The organism is Ruegeria sp. CH5, from assembly GCF_056537025.1.
On record NZ_JBQFQT010000001.1, the window covers coordinates 892,495 to 907,920 of the forward strand.

The window sequence follows — 15,426 nt, forward strand, 5'->3', positions numbered from 1 at the left end:
AATTCATGGCGCCACCGTCAGGAAAGACTGGAACGCCTGCGCCAGGATCACCGCCGCCACGCCATAGACCGTCAGCCACAACCGCCGCTCCAGCCGTTCCATCATTTCCTCGATCTGATCCAGTCGCCTGCACAGATGCGCATGCTGGATCTCGGCCACCCTCTCGTGCGCGGCCAGACGCAGGCCCGGCGCGCAGTCAAAGGGCGGGTATCCCGGCGTGTCAGCCATCCGCCGTCTCCGCCAGCGCCGGCAGGCCCAGCAGAGCACGCTTTTCGGCATCCGTCAGGAAATCGGCATTGGCCACCCGCGCCCATTGCGCGTCACGCTCCGTCGCCAGCGCCGGCACCTGGTCCAGATCGGGCTTCAGCACCAGATCTTCGCCGGTAAAGCCCGACAACCAGTCCGACAACGCCGCCGCCACCCGCGTCACCAGGGGCAGAACGGTCAGGCGATAGAACGCCCGGTTGGCCTCCTGATAGTTCGAATAGGTCGCGTCCCCCTGGATCCCCAGCAGCATCGGCGGGACACCGAAGGCCAGCGCGATCTCGCGGGCGGCGGCTTCCTTGGTCTTCTGAAACTCCATGTCCGAGGGGGAAAAGCCCATCGGCTTCCAATCCAGCCCCCCTTCCAGAACCATCGGACGCCCGGCGTTGCGCGCCCCGCGATAGTTCGCCTCGATCTCGTCGCTCAGGCGGCGGAACTGTTCCTCGGCCATCGCGCCCTGCCCGTCGCCGCCCTTCCACACCAGCGCCCCCGAGGGCCGCGCGGCATTGTCCAACAGCGATTTCGACCAGCGCGAGGCGCTGTTGTGCACGTCGATCGCCATCGCCGCCGCCTGCAAGGGCGAGAAGCCGTAATGGTCATCCTGCGGATGGAACGACTTGATGTGGCAGATGGCTTCGGCCGGGAACCGGTGCGTCTTGCCCCCGGCGGTGTAGTCATAGGCCCTGGGCCAGCCATCCGCCCCCGGCACCACGCTCATCCGGTCCGAGCGCGGCACATGCAGCTCAACCGGCAGCACACCCTCGGCCTGCACCGCCTCGACATAGGCGTTGCCCGACAGCAGCAGCTGCCCGAACAGCGCCTCCAGCAGCTCGGCCTTGCCCTGCGCCGCGTTCGGACGGCGCATCAGGCGCAGAACCGGGTGCGTCTCGTACCGCTGCGCATCATCCTGCAGAACCAGGGGCAGCGCCGCCGCGGCCTCGGCAATCAGCTTGACCGACCGGAACCCCACCGGGTTGCCCGAGAACCCCGTGCGCGTCAGCGAGACGGTGTCCCGCGGGCTCCAGGCTACGCGCCCACCGGTCTGCCAGGCCACCACCGGCCCGGCTGCGCTTGCTTTTGCCTCGGGGGCTTTCTCAGCCGATCCACGACGCAAGAAATCGAATACCATGTCCAGATGCTCCTTTCTGCCGCCGCTCTGCCCGGCTTGTTGAAAGTAGTTATGACGGAAAGATCTTTAAGCCTCGGGAATGGGGCGTACGGCGGTTGCGCAACGGCTTCGGAACGTGTGCCCGCAGGATAAACCTCGGCATCCGACGGAAATGCGCTATCCTCTGCATTTGAGCATCACGAGGGACCAGCCATGTATGAAAGCGCAGTGAAGACCGGAGGGATCGCTGTCGTGACCGGCGCCGCCAGCGGAGTCGGTCGCGTCGCGGCACAGCGTTTTGCCCAAGCCGGGCTAAACGTCATACTGGCCGATCTTCCGGGACAGGCGCTCGACGCAACAACGGAAGACCTGAAGGCAGGTCTTGACGCAGTAAACATCACCGCGGTGCCGACGGATGTCACCTCGCAAGCCGACATGGAAAACCTGGCCGACACAGCTTTTGCCGCCGGGCAGGTTGCCGTCTTGATGAACAATGCAGGGATCAGCCTGCCGACGAAAACATGGGAGTCATTCGACAACTGGCGGAAGCTTCTCGACGTGAACTTTCTGGGGGTCCTGCGCGGCATCCACGCCTTCCTGCCTCGCATGATCGAGGTTGACCGCCCGGCCGTCGTCATCAACACCGGGTCAAAACAGGGGATCACCTCCCCGCCGGGCAACCCCGGCTACAACGTGTCCAAGGCCGCCGTCAAAACGCTGACCGAACAGCTCGCGCACGAGCTGCGCGAGGCCGGCGCACCGATCACCGCGCATCTCTTCGTTCCGGGCTTTACCTATACCGGCATGGTCGCGTCATTCCTGCCCGAAAAACCGGCCGCCGCCTGGACCAGCGAGCAGACCGTTGACTATTTCCTCGACCGCATGGCCCAGGGCGATTTCTACATCCTCTGCCCCGACAACGACGTCGATGCGGAACGCGACCGCCGCCGGGTTCAATGGGCTGCCGAGGACATCATCCACAACCGCCCCGCCCTCTCGCGATGGCACCCCGACTATGCCGAGGCCTTCGCAAAGTTCGAAAAGCCCGAGGGCTGATCACAGAACCCGCACCTTCGGCCTCCGATATGCCGCCGCCGGCCCCACCACCAGCTCATGCAACGCCCAGACCAGCGCATCGACCCGGTCCGGCGAGCCCTGCCCCTCATACCCGCGCGCGGTCATCTGGCACATCTGCTCCTCAAGCGCCTCCAGCCCGGCCACATGGCGCACCCGCCCCTGCTCATACAGCGCCGCAACCGGCTCGGCCCGCGCCACCTTCCCGCGCGAGGCCCGCACCGCCCGGAACGGGACCAGAGGGTCCACCTGCCGCACCACCTCCTCCACCAACTGCCCGCCTTGGTTGACCTCGGCCACCAGCCGCTCGGCCCCAAATTCATCCATCGCCTCGATCGCCGCCCGCGCCCAGCCCGCTGGGCCAGCGCCCTGCACAGTCCGGTCGGCCAGCACATAGGCGCGCCAGTCCTCGGGCGGCCCCTGCAGCTGTGCGCCGACCACCACGATCCCGCAGGCATCCGCGCCCGACCCGCCCGTCACCGCCGGGTCCAGCGCTACTACCACGCGGTCCAGTTCGGGCACCGCCTTGACCCGCGCCGCATCCAGCATCGAACCGGTCCACAGTGCCCCCTCGGCATCGGCCAGCAGCACCCCGTCCAACTCCTGCCGCCCCAGCCGTGTGCCCGCATAAAGCGCGCGCACCTCCTCCAGAAATGACTCCGCCAGGTTGGCCCGGTTCGCCTCCGTCGGCGCATGGGTCATCACCGTTGACGGCGCCGCCAGCAGATCCCTCAGTGCCTTCACGTTGCGCGGCGTCGTGGTCACACAGACCCGCGGCCGCTCGCCCAGCCGCAACGCGAATTGCAGCATGTCCCAGGTCTCGCCTGCCTTTTTCCACTTGGCCAGCTCATCCACCCAAGCCGCATCGAACTGCGGCCCCCGCAGCCCCTCGGGGTCATGCGCCGAAAAGGCCTGCGCCTCGGCCCCGTTGGGCCAGACCAGCTTGCGTTCCGATGCCTTCCACTTCGGCCGCCGGTCAGGCGGCGAGCACTGCATGATCCCGCTGTCGCCAAAGATCATCACGTCGCGCACCTGGTCAAAGGTCTCGCCCACCAGCACCACGCGCCGGGCCTCGCCCTTATCAAACGGCTTGGCCCCTTCGACCATCGACCGCACCCACTCGGCCCCGGCCCGCGTCTTGCCCGCGCCGCGCCCGCCCATAATGGCCCAGGACCTCCAATCACCCTCGGGCGGCAGTTGATGCGGCAGCGCCCAGAACTCGAACAGGAAAGGGAGGGCACACAGCCCCCCCTCCCCGATCTCACTCAGGAATCTGTCCCGCACCGCAGCAGGCGCGGAGGCGAGCCAATCGGCACCCGATCTCAGATCGGGCCCGCTCCAAGTCGAGCGCATACCCCCCTTGGGCAATTCCCGCCTGTCTGTGACATTGTTCGACAAAGCTTGTCTCCACTTTCTGGCAACTTCGGATCAGCCCCTCTAGCTGCCCGAGTTGTCTGGCTGAACTCGCCAGGTCTGCATCCTCCCCGGTCTCGATCCGCTTGCGCAGGTCTTCCGCCGCTTGCCGCAAACCGCGAATGGACACCTCCAACGACTGCAACAGCTCGGCCGTCCGGGACATCCGCTCTTCCGGGGTAATCAAAGTCATGTTTGCCTGTGACCTCATGCGTGAGTGATCTCCGCACGAGAGAAATAAAAAACGGCCGCCGGGTCGCCCCGGGGCCGTCGCCCACTTCTTCTAGCATGACACAACTTATACGCGAAATTGGGCGCTCAGTCAAGCTCCGACGCAACAGCGCGCAACAAATAACGCACTGTCAATGTTAACAAAATCCTAATCCAGCTCAGGAATAGCAACCAATTCTCTGATCGGCAAGACTTCCGCGACGGAGTAACTCCCGTCGTGCGTTTCAAAAACTGATTGCACACGCAATCTGCATCAACGCCAAGAACCGCAAGCATACGGAAAATTACTGAAGGACAAAAAATGTACCATCCCCTCAGCTATGTCTCGGTAATCTGTTTGGGAGGCCTGATGCTCTTCGGCACAGTGGCGCAGGCTCAGACAGGGCACCGCGGACCTGATCTTGGCAAGATCGCCAGCGAGATTGGCGTTCCGCAATCTGCGCTCCAAAACTGCTTGGGCGATCGTCCCAAGCCCGGCAAGCGCCCCGAGCGCCCTGACGCGGGTTTAATTGCTTCGTGCCTGTCCAAGGCCGGTCACCCCTCCACCGCACAGGCAGTCGAAAAAGCGCTGGCGGCCGCCGCCCCGCCGCCCCGTGGTTGACCATCCATTTGCAACGAATAGGACACCGGCAGCCTTGACTGCCGGTGTCGGCTTGACATTCGCCTCAGCAGCGCTCATCTACGCCACAGCGCTGCCGCGTGAGCACGCGGACCGAACCGAGGTCCGAGATAGCGCCCAATTTTCCCAGTTCCCATTCACGCAGGGTTCTTGACGCAAAAGCCGGATGTTGCGGGACTCGCCCGCAAATCCTGAGGCTGCGCACACTCCCTGCCGGTCGTGCAATCCGCACGGCCAGCTATTCTTTTTCGCGCACGGCCAATGCCGACGCGGATCACAAAGGAAGACGACTTGTTCGATTTCGACATGCTCGGCCTCGCGCCGGCACTGAACGACGCGCTCGAGCGCGCAAATTTCACTCAACCCACACCGATCCAGAACCAGGCCATCCCGTTGGCCTTGGAAGGACATGACATTCTGGGCCTTGCCCAGACCGGCACCGGCAAGACGCTGGCCTTTGGCCTGCCGCTGATCGACCACCTTCTGGCGCAGCCCGGCAAACCGGCGCCGAAGACTGCCAAGGCCCTGATCCTCGCCCCAACCCGCGAACTGGTGAACCAGATCGCTGAAAGCCTCCGCACGCTTACCAAAAAGACGAAACTGCGCGTGGCCACAGTTGTTGGCGGACAGTCGATCAACAAACAGATCATGTTCCTGTCGCGTGGGACCGATATTCTTGTCGCGACCCCCGGTCGTTTGATCGACCTGATGGAACGTGGCGCGGTCGATCTCGGCTCGGTTCGGCACCTAGTTCTGGATGAGGCCGACCAGATGCTGGACCTCGGCTTCATCCACGCTCTGCGCAAAATCGCGCCGCAACTGGGCACTCCGCGCCAGACCATGCTGTTCTCGGCCACCATGCCGAAGCAGATGGAGGAACTCAGCCGCGCCTACCTGACCAACCCGCAACGGGTACAGGTCTCGCCTCCGGGCAAGGCGGCCGACAAGATCACCCAGTCGGTGCATTTCGTTGAAAAGCCGGGAAAACCCGCCAAGCTGCGCGAGATCCTTTCGCGTGATACCGACGCCCTGACGCTTGTGTTCTCCCGGACCAAGCATGGTGCGGAAAAGCTGATGAAAGGGTTGGTGGCCGACGGCTACAACGCAGCATCGATCCATGGCAACAAGAGCCAGGGCCAGCGGGATCGCGCCATCAAGGCCTTCCGCGCCGGCGAGATCACAGTTCTGGTTGCCACCGACGTGGCAGCCCGTGGCATCGACATTCCCGGGGTGGCCTATGTCATCAACTATGACCTGCCGGACGTTCCTGACAACTATGTGCACCGCATTGGCCGCACCGCTCGGGCCGGCCGCGAAGGCGAAGCCATCGCCTTCTGTGCACCAGATGAATTTGATCTGCTGCGTCAGATTCAGAAATTGATGAAGATCGAGATCCCGGTCGCCAGCGGAGCGGCACCCGAAGCCGCAGAGGCCGCCAAGCCCGGCAATCGCCAGCGCAATCGACGCCGTGGCCCGAAACCGCAGGGCACAAATGGCCCCGCCAACCGTCGGCGCCGTCCGCGCCGCAAATCGGCCGCATAAAAAACTGCGCGCATGTCTCCATGCGCGCAGTTTTTTTCCAGGATTTTGACTTTTTATTTCTCAGGCGGGTTGTCCGCCTGATTTATGCCGGCTCTGCTCTCGACCAGCGAGCGGATCAGTTACCCGAATTGTTCCGCTCGGCTTCGATCTCACGCCATTTGGCAACGTTTCGGTTGTGTTCCTGCAGCGTCTTGGCGAAGGCATGGCCGCCGGTTCCATCTGCGACGAAGAACACGAAATCGGTCTCGTCTGGCGCCACGGCAGCTTGCAAGCTGGCCAGACCCGGGTTGGCAATCGGTGTGGGCGGCAACCCATCGATCAAATACGTGTTCCACGGCGTATTCCGCCGAAGCTCGCTGCGGCGAAGGCCTCGGCCCAGCGTGCCCTGACCCTTGGTCACGCCGTAGATCACCGTGGGATCTGTCTGCAGCTTCATGCCTTGCTTCAGGCGGTTCACAAAGACGCTGGCAACCTGACCGCGCTCTTCCGGAATGCCTGTCTCCTTCTCGATGATCGAGGCGAGGATCAGCATTTCTTCGGGGCTGGACAGGGGCAAACCGTCTTGACGCGTCTCCCAAACCCGCGCAATCCGCTCTTGCTGTCGGTCCTGCATCTTTTGCAGCAAAGCCGTTCGCTCATCACCCGGTGAGATTTCGTAGCTGTCCGGGGCCAACATGCCTTCAGGCGGAATTTCCGAGACCTCTCCGGTCAGGGCATCCACCGCCTTCAGCCCCTCAACGACCTGCCAACTGGTGACACCTTCGGCCAAGGACACGCGGTATCGCGTATCGGCTTGGTTACGCTTTTCCTGATAGACTTCAGGGACTTCGTCCTCACCAACGACAAATGACGCGACTTCGACGAAATTCAATGTTGCAGGGTCCAGCTCGCGAACCCGCGTCTGAGTGCGGGTCACACCGATGCGGTACTCGACCTCGGTTCCGCATGTGCTGGCGCCGCTGCGGGTGACTTCGTCGATGATTTCCGCCATCGAAGCGCCTTCGGGGATCAGGAAACTACCCGCTTTCAGCTGCTGCGACTTGTCGGTGTAGTCTGCCGCCATACGGAAGATGGTTGCGCTGCTGATCGCGCCCTGATCTTCAAGATCACGGCTGACTTTGTTCATGTTCGAACCACCCTTCACCCGAAGGCAAATGGCGGTATCGAGCGGGCCCTCGGCCTTGTACTGCGACTGCCCCCAAAGGATCAGACCGCCAAGAAGAAACATGGCGACCACAAGAAAGGTCAGCGCATTGGATGCCAGAGCCCGCCACATTTACGATGCTTTCCCGAAAATCACGCTGGCATTGGTGCCACCGAAGCCGAATGAATTCGACAGCGCCACGTTGATTTCCCGCTCGCGCTTGGCATTCGGCGCAAGGTCGATCGGCGTTTCCACCGCCGGGTTGTCTAGGTTGATCGTCGGCGGGGCCACCTGATCGCGGATCGCAAGGATCGAGAAGATCGCCTCGATCGCGCCCGCGGCCCCCAGCAGGTGTCCTGTGGCCGATTTGGTCGAACTCATCGTCGCCTTGCTGGCATGTTCGCCCAGCAGCCGTTCAACGGCCCCCAGCTCGATCGTGTCGGCCATGGTCGATGTGCCATGCGCGTTGATATAGTCCAGATCCTTCGGCTCGAGCCCTGCGCTGCGCAGTGCCGCCTTCATCGAGCGTTCCGCCCCGTCGCCATCCTCGGCCGGCGCTGTGATGTGATAGGCATCGCCCGACATGCCATAGCCCAGAACCTCGGCATAGATCTTGGCGCCGCGGGCCACGGCGTGCTCGTATTCCTCCAGAACCACGATCCCAGCGCCCTCGCCCATCACGAAACCGTCGCGGTCGACGTCATAGGGGCGGCTCGCGGCCTTTGGGTTGTCGGCATATTTGGTCGACAGCGCCTTGCAGGCGTTGAAACCGGCAATCCCGATCTCGCAGATGCAGCCCTCGCCGCCACCGGCGATCATCACGTCGGCATCGCCCGACCGTATGATCCGGCTGGCATCGCCGATCGCGTGAGCACCGGTCGAACAGGCGGTCACCACGGAGTGGTTCGGACCTTTGAAGCCAAAGCGGATCGAGACCTGACCCGACGCCAGGTTGATCAGCGCGCCCGGGATGAAGAACGGCGAAACGCGGCGCGGACCCTTGTCGCGGATCAGGTTGGCGGTTTCCGCGATTGAGCCCAGACCACCGATGCCCGACCCGATCAGAACGCCGGTGCGCAGACGTTCTTCCTCGTCCTCGGGCAGCCAGTTCGCGTCCTTGCAGGCCATCTCGGCTGCGGCGATCGAATACAGGATGAAGTCCTCGATCTTGCGCTGTTCCTTGGGCGGCATCCAGTCATCGGGGTTGAAAGTCCCGTTGGTCCCGTCACCGCGAGGCACCTCGCAGGCATAGGTCGTGGTGACCCCTGCAGCTTCGGCATCGAACAAGGTGATCGGGCCGGCACCCGACTCTCCGGCCAGCAGCCGCGACCAGGTTTCCTCGACCCCGCTGGCCAGTGGAGTGACCAATCCCAGACCGGTTACAACGACTCTGCGCATGAAATGCCTCTTGCCTGCTTCCTGTTTGAGAAACGCTCATACCCCGGCCCGGGGTCCGGGGGCAAGAGCAACAGCGTATTCCGCACCGGCAGCTTGCCGCCTGCCTCCGCGCCGCACGCCGCGCCCGGCCAGAGCAGAATCACACGAGCCGCCCCCGACGACCTGTCAGGGGCGGCTCGGACGGATCAGGCTGCGTTACTGGAACTGTGCCACTGGTTCATGGGCGGTTTTGGCCACTGCCAATGCCTCGGACAGGTCGACCGTCTTGCGGAACAGCGCCCGTCCGACCAACGCACCCGAGATATTGGGAATATACGCCAGACGCGAGATGTCGTCGCTGCTGCGCACGACGCCGCTGGCGATCACCGGTGTGCGCGAATGCGCGGCCAGCCCCGAAATCAGGCCCAGCTGCGCCTCGACATCCACCATGTCGCTATCGATATCGGTGACCAGAATGGCAGCCAGTGGAGCATCGGCAAACGCTTCGATGAAAGCCTCCGGGGTGAACGCGCTTTGGGTGCGCCAGCCGTCCGTCATCACGTAGCCCTGCCATACGTCCACGGCCAATACGATTTGGTCCGGGTATAGCTTGGCCAACTCTTTGAACAGATGGGGATCACGCGCCGCCAGGGTGCCGATCACGATGCGGCCTGCCCCTTTGTCGATCCAACGCTCGATCTGCTCGCGCGAGCGGAACCCGCCCGCCAACTGAACAGGCAGCTCGGCGCTGCGGATGATCTGTTCGACCAGCGCAGAGTTCGTGTCCCGCCCCTCGATCGCATCGAAATCGGTCAGGTGCATCCACTCGGCACCTGCGGCGGCCCAGCCTTGGGCCGTTTCCACCGGATCGACATGCCAGATCATCGGTTCGTCCAGACGGCCCTTGTCCAGCGTGACACAGCGGCCGTTCTGCAATTCCATTGTAGGATAAACCCTCATGAGCACACTCCTCCGCTCAATCGTTCCGGATATCCACAATAGCATACTGGTCGCGCGCAGGTTCGCGTTTCTCAGTTTCGGCAAACGACGATCCGTTTGCGTCACCGCGAAAAAAGAAGCGTTTCAGTTCCGGGCCGGAGGGCCGTCGCGTCGAAACAGTTTCACCGGGCTGTCCCGATACTCTGTCTCGCGAAGCAATTTATACCCAAGCTTGGCCGCCAACTTTTGCGAGGCCTCATGATCCGCGTCAATCATCGACACCAACGGCCCGGGCATGATCCGGTCGAACCAGTCATGCGCGGCCTGAACGGCCTCGTGCCCGTATCCCAGGCCATGCGCCTCGGGCGCCAACACCCAACCGGCCTCGGGGAAGGTGTCGAAATCCTCGCCCAGACAGCGGTTGCCGTAAAAGAACCCGGCCTGACCTATCAATTTGCGATTCGCCTGCAAGAACACGGCCCATTGACCGAATCCAGCCATCTGCCAGTGTCCCGCATTGCGCAGGAACGCGTCCCACGCCTCGCCCCGGGTGCGGGGTTTGCCGCCGATATGACGTACCACGCAGGGGTCGCGCCAAATCTCCGCGAACCGTTCAAAGTCCTCGGGGCGCATTGCGCACATCATCAGGCGCGCGGTGTTGATCATCGGGGCGGATCTTTTCATGCCCTTACCCGGTGTTTTGTTGCCTCATCGCAAACAGTGCAAACCGATTTTCCACGAGGCAAGCGGGAATTCGAGCGGGCAAAAAAAAACGGCGCTTCCGTTGCCCGGAAGCGCCGTTTTCGGTCAAATTCAAAGCGATCAGGAAGCTTCGCTGATGAACTTCACGGCGTCGCCGAAGGTTTGGATGGTCTCGGCTGCATCATCGGGGATCTCGATGCCGAACTCTTCTTCAAAAGCCATGACCAGCTCAACGGTGTCCAGGCTGTCCGCGCCCAGATCGTCGATGAAGGACGCGTTCTCGGTGACTTTGTCCTCTTCAACACCCAGGTGCTCAACAACGATCTTTTTAACGCGATCTGCGACGTCGCTCATGTCTATTCCTCATTCCATTTCAGGGCGGTCTGCCCGGTTCTGCCCTTGCCCGCTCGGGGTGGCCTTGGTTTGCCCGATCCGGGCGGTTTGGGTCCCGGGTCTCCGGGAAAGTAGAAGGCCGACCTGAACGACCGACCCCTGATTACATGCGCCGCCTATAGCACAGACGACGCAAGAGGCAAACGCTTTCGCATCTGCCTCTGGCTGCGCCTACAACATGGCCATGCCGCCGTTCACATGCAAGGTGGTTCCGGTAACATAGCCCGCTTCGGGGCTTGCAAGGTACAGAACGGCCGCCGCAATTTCAGATGGCTCGCCCATCCGACCGGCGGGAACCTGCGTCAGGATGCCTGATTTCTGCTCATCGGTCAGCTTGTCGGTCATCGCGGTCGTGATGAAACCCGGCGCGACGGCATTGGCGGTGATGCCACGGCTCGCGACCTCATAGGCCAGCGATTTGGTCATGCCAACCATGCCCGCCTTGGACGCGGCATAGTTCACCTGCCCCGGGTTGCCGGTTGCACCGACAACGGACGAGATGTTGATGATGCGGCCCCAGCGCGCCTTCATCATGCCGCGAAGAACGCCTTTGCACAGCTTGGCGGTGGCGGTCAGGTTCACGTCGATCACGCTCTGCCATTCCTCGTCAGACATACGCATGAAGATGTTGTCGCGGGTGATGCCTGCGTTGTTGACCAGAATATCAACGGACCCCATGGCATCGGCGGCCTGTTTCGGCAACGCGGCCACGGCCTCGGGATCACCCAGATTGCACGGCAGGACATGAGCGCGCTCGCCCAGTTCATCCGCCAGCTTTTGCAGCGGTTCGACGCGCGTGCCGGACAGACCAACAGTAGCCCCTGCGGCGTGCAAGGTGCGTGCAATCTCGCCCCCGATCCCGCCCGAAGCCCCGGTGATAAGGGCGCATTTTCCAGTCAAATCAAACATACCGGTATCCTTTTCGAGTGTCCTGTCGGACCAGCTTTGAGTTAATCGCCTGCCTGCCGCGCTTTTTGAACGTCTTCCGGCGTACCAACCGCGGAACAGGCCACGGCTCGGTCGATCTTGCGGATCATGCCCGACAGAGCCTTGCCCGCACCGATCTCCCACGCTTCGGTCACACCCTGCGCCACCATGTACTGAACGGATTCGCGCCACCGGACCGAACCGGTGACCTGCTCGACCAGCAATTGCCGGATCAGGTCGGGATCGGTCACCGCCTCGGCGCGGACATTGGCAACCAGTGGAACCGCCGGCGCCTTGATTTCGACACCCGCCAGAGCTTCGGCCATCACGTCGGCGGCAGGCTGCATCAGGGCACAATGGAACGGAGCGCTGACCGGCAGCATCACAGCGCGCTTCGCGCCCTTTTCCTTGGCGATTTCAGCGGCGCGTTCAACGGCGGCTTTGGCACCTGAAACCACGACCTGCGTAGGGTCATTGTCATTGGCAGCCTGGCACACCTCGCCCTGTGCGGCCTCTTCGGCCACGGCGCGAACGGCGTCGAGGTCCAGTCCCAGGATCGCGGCCATCGCGCCCTCGCCCACCGGAACGGCGCTCTGCATGGCTTGACCGCGGGTGCGCAGCAGGCGAGCAGTGTCCGCGACACTCAGCGCGCCGGCTGCGGCAAGGGCCGAGTATTCGCCCAGCGAATGACCGGCCACGAAGGCGGCCCTTGTCACATCGACCCCTTCGGCCTCAAGCGCGCGCATCGCCGCCATCGATGTGGCCATCAACGCCGGCTGCGCGTTCTGCGTCAGAGTCAGGGTCTCGATGTCGCCATCCCAGATCAGGCTGCTGAGGCTTTCGCCCAGCGCTTCGTCCACCTCGTCAAACACGGCCTTGGCGGCCGGAAAAGCGTCGGCCAGCGCCTTGCCCATGCCGATGGTCTGGGCGCCCTGCCCCGGAAAAACGAACGCAAGTGTCATTGCAACCTCTTGGATGACGTTAGGTTGCGCCGGGGTGTAAACCGAGTGAGGTTCCGGCACAAGCACTGCCTGCACTCTGCGTGACGGCACCGGGTCTGTGCGCCACACGCTATTGTCTATGTGCGTCACACGGTTACCTTGGCCACAGCAGAAAACCCGGAGCGCAAGATCAATGTCCCTAACCAACACCAATGTCAGCTATGGCAGCGTGACCAAGACATTCCACTGGCTGACCGCATTGTTGATCTTCACCGCCTTGCCGTTGGGGTGGTTCGCCAACAACCTCGCCCATGCAATCTATGACCCGACCATCCCCACCACCGAGGCCGATCTTGCCCAAGCCGCACGGCTGTTTTCCCTGCACAAAACCGTTGGGATCACCGTCTTCTTCGTTGCGCTGGCACGCATTCTCTGGTCGCTCACCCAAACCAAGCCCGGACTGCTGAACGCCGACAACAAGCCCGAGGCCTTTGCGGCTGAAACGGTCCATTGGCTGCTGTACGGGTCCTTGGTTCTGGTTCCTCTGTCGGGTTGGATTGACCACGCTGCTACCGAAGGCTTCGCGCCCATCCTTTGGCCATTTGGGCAGAACCTGCCACTGGTGCCGAAGTCCGAGCATCTGGCCGAGGTGATGGCAACGCTGCACTGGCTTTTCATGCTGGTTCTCGTCGCAGCTTTGGCCCTGCACATCGCCGGAGCATTGAAACACCACGTCATCGACAAGGACAGCACCCTGCGGCGAATGTTGCCCGGGGCGTCCGCTGCGCCGGTTCCGCCGGAACAGAAGCACTCGATGATTCCCGCCGCAGCTGCTGGGCTTGTATGGGTTGGCGTTCTGTCAGCCGGCCTGCTGACCGGCAGTTTTTCAGACAAGCCTGATGCCGAGGTTGCAACGGCCGAGTTGGCGGCCGTTCAATCGGATTGGCAGGTGGAAGAAGGCACGCTTGCCATCACGATCACACAACTGGGCAACCCGGTTACCGGTCAGTTTTCAGACTGGACCGCCGCAATCACCTTTGACGACCCCGTCGAACCCGGTCCGGCCGGGTCGGTAGAGGTCACGGTCTCCATCGGATCTTTGAGCCTGGGTACCGTGACCGATCAGGCCATGGGGGCTGATTTTTTCGACAAGGCGCAATTCCCGACGGCCAAGTTCGATGCCGAGATCTACAAAACCGAAACGGGGTATGAAGCAAGGGGACCGCTGACCATCCGCGATCAAACACTGGACGTTGTATTGCCCTTCTCTTTGGACATCCAAGGCGAGACTGCCAAAATGTCCGGCACGGTGGACCTCAACCGCCTCGACTTCGGGGTTGGCCAATCGATGCCGAAAGAGGATTCGCTGGCCTTCGCCGTCACCGTTTCGGTCGAGTTGACGGCAACACGCAACGCTCAGTAAGCCGACGACACGAAAAAACCGCCGGGGCATCGGCCACCGGCGGTTTCTCTATTGCTGAAGTCCGGCTCAGTCGGCCTTCTGCGCCTCGATCGAAATCGCGATGGCAACTTCGTCTCCGACGAAAGGCGCGAACTTGCCCAGTTCAAAATCGCTGCGTACCAGGGTGGTGGTGGCATCGAACCCGGCCCAAGGCTTGCCCGCCATCGGATGCTCGCCGACCTGATTCAGCTTGGCGTCCAGAACCACTGGCTTGGTCACACCATTCAAGGTCAGGTCCCCGGTGATCTTTGCGGTGTTCTCACCCGTCACCTCGATCGAGGTCGAGGTAAATGTCACCATTTCCTCGGCGGTCGCCGCGAAGAAATCTTCGGACATGAAATGATCTTCACGGGGCTTCCAGCCGGTGATCATCTCGACCACGGGCATCGAAACCGTCACGCTCGACGCTGCAGGATCTTCCTGATCAAACATGATTTCGCCCTCGAAACCCGAGAACATGCCGGTGGTGGTCGAAAAGCCAAGATGGTTGTAGCTGAAAACAACCTGGCTGTGGCTCGGGTCCAGAACGTATTTTTCCGGGGCCGCGATGGCCGAGGTCGCCGCCGTGGCAAGTGCTGCTGCAATAAGGGTGGATTTCATGACAATCTCCGAAAGTTTTCAAAGCGCAAACCGGTTGGGTTGCTCCAAAACAAAGATGTGCCGCCCATGGGCGGCACACAACCTTCATTCTCTCACAAATTCTGTTCCTCAATGAACAGAATAAAATTCAGGCGAAAATTGTTACGCTTCCGCTGAGTTGCCCTTTCAGCGCTCGGCTGACATCCGCCGATTCCAGCGGCAGCTTCATCAGAAGGCTGCCATCGACTTCAAAGAGTTCAACCTGGTCGTCCACGAACCGGGCTCCGCCCAAAGTATCGTAGCTGCGGCGCAGTACGGTCTGCGGACGCCCGTTTTCGTTCTTCTGCAGCACCCGAACCTCGCGGCGGATCGGGTCGAAATATGCGTCGGGGCGCGGATCCAGAACCTCGATGGTCAGCAGGCTCACCCCGAGGATCAGGAACATCAGAGACGCGGCCAGCTTGATGGTCCAGACGTCGGCCCCGATGACCGAACCCGGCATCAGCCACATCGAAAAGGCCGATACGATCAGAAATGCACCCAGCACACGGAACAGGACCAACCGGGCCTTCCAATTCGGTGCAAAGGAAATAAGCACGGGCACGGATTTGTCGTATGCTGCGCCGGCTGCGGACTGTTGAAATGTGTTCGTGTTCATGACGGCCATCGCTTTTGCCCTGTCCAAGTTTCTTGAGACCCCCCGGGTAACGC

General features: G+C 62.3%; 16 protein-coding genes. 4 read left to right on the forward strand and 12 right to left on the reverse strand.

Annotated elements, in window-relative coordinates:
* Positions 1-3: 3 nt before the first annotated feature.
* Together ACR0JC_RS04400 and ACR0JC_RS04405 are read right to left on the reverse strand one after the other, a co-directional pair.
* Positions 4-228, reverse strand: coding sequence for a GTA head formation protein, RCAP_rcc01685 family (locus ACR0JC_RS04400; RefSeq protein ID WP_093962401.1), 225 nt, complete (start codon positions 226-228; stop codon positions 4-6).
* Positions 221-1,393 (reverse strand): phage portal protein, encoded by a 1,173-nt coding sequence (locus ACR0JC_RS04405; protein WP_170338582.1) that lies wholly within the window; start codon positions 1,391-1,393, stop codon positions 221-223. The genes ACR0JC_RS04400 and ACR0JC_RS04405 overlap by 8 nt, the downstream gene beginning before the upstream one ends.
* Before the next feature lie 192 nt (positions 1,394-1,585).
* On the opposite strand from ACR0JC_RS04405, the gene ACR0JC_RS04410 reads away from it, so the two are divergent.
* Positions 1,586-2,428 carry an SDR family NAD(P)-dependent oxidoreductase gene (locus ACR0JC_RS04410; RefSeq protein WP_170338580.1) on the forward strand — a complete coding sequence of 281 codons (843 nt, stop codon included), beginning with the start codon at positions 1,586-1,588 and terminating at the stop codon, positions 2,426-2,428.
* Here ACR0JC_RS04410 and ACR0JC_RS04415 read toward each other — a convergent pair whose 3' ends face one another.
* Positions 2,429-3,799, reverse strand: coding sequence for a terminase large subunit domain-containing protein (locus ACR0JC_RS04415; protein ID WP_170338578.1), 1,371 nt, complete (start codon positions 3,797-3,799; stop codon positions 2,429-2,431).
* Positions 3,800-4,391: 592 nt separating this feature from the next.
* Between ACR0JC_RS04415 and ACR0JC_RS04420 the strand changes: the two genes are divergently transcribed.
* Both ACR0JC_RS04420 and ACR0JC_RS04425 read left to right on the forward strand, forming a co-directional pair.
* Positions 4,392-4,691, forward strand: coding sequence for a hypothetical protein (locus tag ACR0JC_RS04420; protein WP_170338574.1), 300 nt, complete (start codon positions 4,392-4,394; stop codon positions 4,689-4,691).
* Between the two features lie 309 nt (positions 4,692-5,000).
* Positions 5,001-6,251 carry a DEAD/DEAH box helicase gene (locus tag ACR0JC_RS04425; protein WP_170340027.1) on the forward strand — a complete coding sequence of 417 codons (1,251 nt, stop codon included), beginning with the start codon at positions 5,001-5,003 and terminating at the stop codon, positions 6,249-6,251.
* Positions 6,252-6,366: 115 nt separating this feature from the next.
* Here the strand turns inward: ACR0JC_RS04425 and mltG are convergent, their stop codons facing one another.
* From mltG to fabD, 7 genes are all read right to left on the reverse strand, one after another.
* On the reverse strand, positions 6,367-7,527 hold the full coding sequence (gene mltG, locus ACR0JC_RS04430) for an endolytic transglycosylase MltG (protein ID WP_170338572.1): 1,161 nt from the start codon (positions 7,525-7,527) through the stop codon (positions 6,367-6,369).
* Entirely contained in the window at positions 7,528-8,793 is a 1,266-nt protein-coding gene (gene fabF / locus ACR0JC_RS04435; RefSeq protein WP_170338075.1) for a beta-ketoacyl-ACP synthase II, read from the reverse strand.
* Positions 8,794-8,988: 195 nt separating this feature from the next.
* Positions 8,989-9,732: a 1-(5-phosphoribosyl)-5-[(5-phosphoribosylamino)methylideneamino]imidazole-4-carboxamide isomerase gene (locus tag ACR0JC_RS04440; protein WP_170338569.1), complete on the reverse strand. Its 744-nt coding sequence runs from the start codon at positions 9,730-9,732 to the stop codon at positions 8,989-8,991.
* 123 nt (positions 9,733-9,855) lie between these two features.
* Positions 9,856-10,395, reverse strand: a complete 540-nt coding sequence (locus ACR0JC_RS04445; RefSeq protein WP_093962408.1) for a GNAT family N-acetyltransferase — start codon at positions 10,393-10,395, stop codon at positions 9,856-9,858.
* Positions 10,396-10,533: 138 nt separating this feature from the next.
* Positions 10,534-10,767 (reverse strand): acyl carrier protein, encoded by a 234-nt coding sequence (locus tag ACR0JC_RS04450; RefSeq protein WP_005982462.1) that lies wholly within the window; start codon positions 10,765-10,767, stop codon positions 10,534-10,536.
* Positions 10,768-10,977: 210 nt separating this feature from the next.
* Positions 10,978-11,715, reverse strand: coding sequence for a 3-oxoacyl-[acyl-carrier-protein] reductase (fabG, locus tag ACR0JC_RS04455; RefSeq protein WP_170338567.1), 738 nt, complete (start codon positions 11,713-11,715; stop codon positions 10,978-10,980).
* Positions 11,716-11,756: 41 nt separating this feature from the next.
* A complete protein-coding gene (gene fabD, locus ACR0JC_RS04460) occupies positions 11,757-12,695 on the reverse strand; it encodes an ACP S-malonyltransferase (RefSeq protein WP_170338564.1) in 939 nt (312 codons plus the stop codon).
* Between the two features lie 172 nt (positions 12,696-12,867).
* Here fabD and ACR0JC_RS04465 point away from each other — a divergent pair, with 172 nt between their 5' ends.
* A complete protein-coding gene (locus ACR0JC_RS04465; protein WP_170338562.1) occupies positions 12,868-14,097 on the forward strand; it encodes a cytochrome b/b6 domain-containing protein in 1,230 nt (409 codons plus the stop codon).
* 66 nt (positions 14,098-14,163) lie between these two features.
* On the opposite strand, the gene ACR0JC_RS04470 is transcribed toward ACR0JC_RS04465, so the two are convergent.
* Both ACR0JC_RS04470 and ACR0JC_RS04475 read right to left on the reverse strand, forming a co-directional pair.
* Positions 14,164-14,736, reverse strand: a complete 573-nt coding sequence (locus ACR0JC_RS04470; RefSeq protein ID WP_093962996.1) for a YceI family protein — start codon at positions 14,734-14,736, stop codon at positions 14,164-14,166.
* A 127-nt stretch (positions 14,737-14,863) separates the two neighbouring features.
* A complete protein-coding gene (locus ACR0JC_RS04475) occupies positions 14,864-15,373 on the reverse strand; it encodes a hypothetical protein (protein ID WP_254430700.1) in 510 nt (169 codons plus the stop codon).
* Positions 15,374-15,426: the final 53 nt, after the last annotated feature.